The organism is Noviherbaspirillum denitrificans (assembly GCF_002211445.1).
In the GTDB taxonomy this organism is placed as follows: domain Bacteria; phylum Pseudomonadota; class Gammaproteobacteria; order Burkholderiales; family Burkholderiaceae_D; genus Noviherbaspirillum; species Noviherbaspirillum denitrificans.
The window spans coordinates 2,057,256-2,060,659 of sequence record NZ_LSTO01000001.1; the positions used below are offsets into that span (position 1 = coordinate 2,057,256).

The following is a 3,404-nucleotide window of genomic DNA, read 5'->3' on the forward strand; positions in this document are numbered from 1 at the left end:
TCGCATCGTCGGCGAGCAGAATCTCGCCGTGCAACCGCTCGATGCCACGTTCGGCAAGATCAGGGATATCTCCACCGCCGCCGTCCTGGACGACGGCAGCCCCGTGCTGGTGCTCGACATTGCGGACCTGCTGGTCAGCATCGACAAGCTGCTCAGCGAAGGCCGGCTGCATCCGCTGCCGCATCCATCCGGCACGACCGGCAGTGCGCGCACCAGGCGCATCCTTGTCGTCGACGATTCGCTGACGGTGCGTGAGATGGAGCGCAAGCTGCTGCTTTCGCACGGCTTCGAGGTGAGCGTGGCAGTGGACGGCATGGATGGATGGAATGCCGTGCGTGTCGGCAACTTCGACCTCGTCATCACCGACGTCGACATGCCGCGCATGGACGGCATCGAACTAGTGACCCTGATCAAGAAAGACAGCAGGCTGCACAACCTTCCCGTCATGATCGTATCTTACAAGGACCGCCCGGAAGACCGGTCGCGGGGCGTGACTGCGGGCGCTGACTATTACCTCACCAAGGGCAGTTTCCATGACGAGACCTTGCTGGAAGCCGTGTTCGACCTGATCGGAGGACCAGGCGCGTGAAGATCGCGATCGTCAATGACGTGCTGCTCATCACTGAAGCGTTGCGGCGGACAATCGCCAATACGCTCGAGCACGAAGTCATCTGGACCGCGCAGAGCGGCGAGCAGGCCATCCAGTTCTGCGCCGCCAACCGGCCCGACCTGATCCTCATGGATCTCATCATGCCCGGCATGGACGGCGTCGAGGCGATCCGCCAGATCATGCAACAGTCGCCGTGTGCGATCCTGGTCGTCACGGCATCGCCCGACGACAACACCGGCATGGTGTTCCGGGCGCTGGGCGCGGGCGCGCTCGACGTAGCTGCGACACCCGTCCTCGCAGGACGTGCCGGATCGGACGCGGCGCTGCTTGCCAAGGTCAAGACCATCGGCAGGCTGATTGCCGCGGATGCGTCCGGCAGCGTCCATGCCGCCAAACTGGCTTTCGACGCATCCGTGCCGGCGTCCACGCAGGAAGCGGAAACGCTGGTCGCCATCGGCGCATCGACCGGCGGGCCGGTCGCGCTGGCCGCAATACTGCGTGCCTGGAAGCCACCATCCAATACCGCCGCGGTGATCGTGCAACATATCGACCAGGCGTTTACCGACAGCTTTTCGCATTGGCTCGCCAGCCAGATCGATTTCCCCATCGATGTGATCGAGGATGGCAGCCAGTTGCAGCCGGGACGTATCCTGGTGGCCAAGACGAACGACCATCTTGTCCTTTCCGGTACGCACCGCCTCGGTTACAGCGCCAAGCCGGCCCACTATCCGTACCGTCCGTCGATCGATGTTTTTTTCCGCTGCATTGCCCAGCACTGGCATAAGAATGCCATTGGCATTCTCATGACCGGCATGGGGCGCGATGGCGCATCGGGATTGCTGGCCATGCGCAAGGCGGGAAAACTGACCATCGCCCAGGACCAGCACAGCAGCGCGGTCTACGGCATGCCGCGCGCGGCGGCGGAAATGGATGCCGCCGAGCTGGTTTTACCGCTCGACAGAATTGCTCCGGCGCTGCAGGCAAGGACCAGGAAAAAATCCGGTTGATTTTCAACGGGCAATCCGACGACCTGTCGATTTGAACTTTGACGCCCGCCCTCCCTCTTATCAGAAATTCAAGCATGCTTGGGCGATGGCAGGCGGACGCACGCCTGTTCCCGTGCAAGTGACGGATCAACTGCATCCATGTCCCAATCCCCCCTGCCCCTCGCGCGATACCGCATCTTCGCGCTGTTCGGAAGCATGGTCACAAGCGCGACCGGGTTTCTGATCCTCGCCGGCTGGCTGGCCGACATTCCCCCCATGGCCGCTCTCGGTGAGGGGCGGCCCAGGATCAACTTCAGCGCCGGCCTTTGCCTCGTCCTGCTGGGCATGTCGCTCATGCTGCTCGCACGGAAGCAACGCAAGCGCATCCTTGACGTCGTCTCGCAGGCGCTGGCCGCCGCAGCTTGCGTGATTGCCTGCCTCGCGCTCCTGCATTACGGCTTGGGATGGGACATCGGCATCGACCGGTTTTTCATTTCGGGGCGCGCGCCGGCTGACGAGGCCTACCACGGACAGATGTCGGCGATAGGCGCCACCATCATCCTCCTGCTTGGCATCGCGCTGCTGCTGACAGCGCGTGATGTGAAATCCGCATGGGTAGACCTCCCCGTCCTGGTTGCCGCGGTCAACATCGCGGTGCCTCTCATCGGTTACCTGTACGGCAAGGCCGCGCTTTACGACATTCCCTTCTACGGCACCGTCCCGTTTCCCGCCGCCATGGTGCTGCTGCTGTTATGCGCAAGCATTTTCGCCGCACGGCCGGAACGGGGCCTCATGGGCTTGCTCACCAATCGGAGCGCGGGCGGGATAACGGCACGCATGCTGCTGCCGGCGGCACTGTTGCTGCCGGTCGTCATCGTGCGCGTGGAATTCCTTGGATACGAAGCGGATTGGTACGACATCACGGCGGACATGATCATCATCACGCTGTCCAGCATGTTCATCTTCACCGTACTGATCCTGTGGAACGCAAGACTCCTGCTGAAACTCGATGCGCAGCGCAACGAAGCCGAAGACACGCTGCAGCAGGCGCTGGACGTACTCGAGAGCAACCTGCACGCACTTTCTGCCTCCAATGCAAGGCTGGCGTCGGAAGTGGGCGAGCGAAGGGCGGTGGAAGAAACCTTGTTCCACGAGCATGAACGTGCACAGGTCACGCTCAATGCGATCGTCGATGGCGTGGTGACCACGGATATCAACGGCAAGATTGCGTACATGAATCCGGCCGCGGAGAAGATGACCGGGTGGAGCAGTGCCCAGGCGACGGGCCAGCCCTTGCATGCCGTCTTCCAGGTGATCGAACCGGTATCGCGCCAGCCGGTCAACTATCCGCTCGATGCCGTCCTGCACCGCAATGCAACGACCGCGCTGCCGCCCCAGGGCATCCTGCTTCACCGCAGCGGCACGGAGTCGGCCGTCAACAATTCCTGTTCGCCCATCCACGATCCCGAAGGCAAGGTGATCGGCGCCGTCCTCGTCTTCCATGACGTGAGCGCGGTGCATGCGATGGCGGTGCGCATGTCCTATGTGACACAACATGATGCGCTGACCGACCTGCCCAATCGCTTCCTGTTCAATGACCGCCTGTCGCAGGCGATCGGCCTCGCACTGCGCCACCACGTGCGCGCGGCCGTGCTGTTCCTGGACCTGGACCGCTTCAAGCATGTCAACGACACGCTGGGACATGTGGTCGGCGACAAGTTGCTGAAGGAAATCGCGGTGCGCCTGAAGCGGGACCTGCGCGAAACCGACACCATCTCGCGCCATGGCGGCGACGAGTTCATCATCCT

The 3,404-nt window shown here is 62.7% G+C and carries 3 protein-coding genes; all 3 read left to right on the plus strand.

The genetic code is table 11. From position 1 onward, the window contains the following. The coding region (locus AYR66_RS10080; RefSeq protein ID WP_141104204.1) for a response regulator at window positions 1-589 on the plus strand (589 nt) is incomplete at its 5' end. After that, window positions 586-1,617, plus strand: a complete 1,032-nt coding sequence (gene cheB, locus AYR66_RS10085; RefSeq protein ID WP_088707384.1) for a chemotaxis-specific protein-glutamate methyltransferase CheB — start codon at window positions 586-588, stop codon at window positions 1,615-1,617. The genes AYR66_RS10080 and cheB, both read left to right, overlap by 4 nt. A 138-nt stretch (window positions 1,618-1,755) precedes the next feature. Further along, on the plus strand, window positions 1,756-3,404 hold a 1,649-nt coding region (locus AYR66_RS10090), incomplete at its 3' end, for a diguanylate cyclase domain-containing protein (RefSeq protein WP_206047129.1).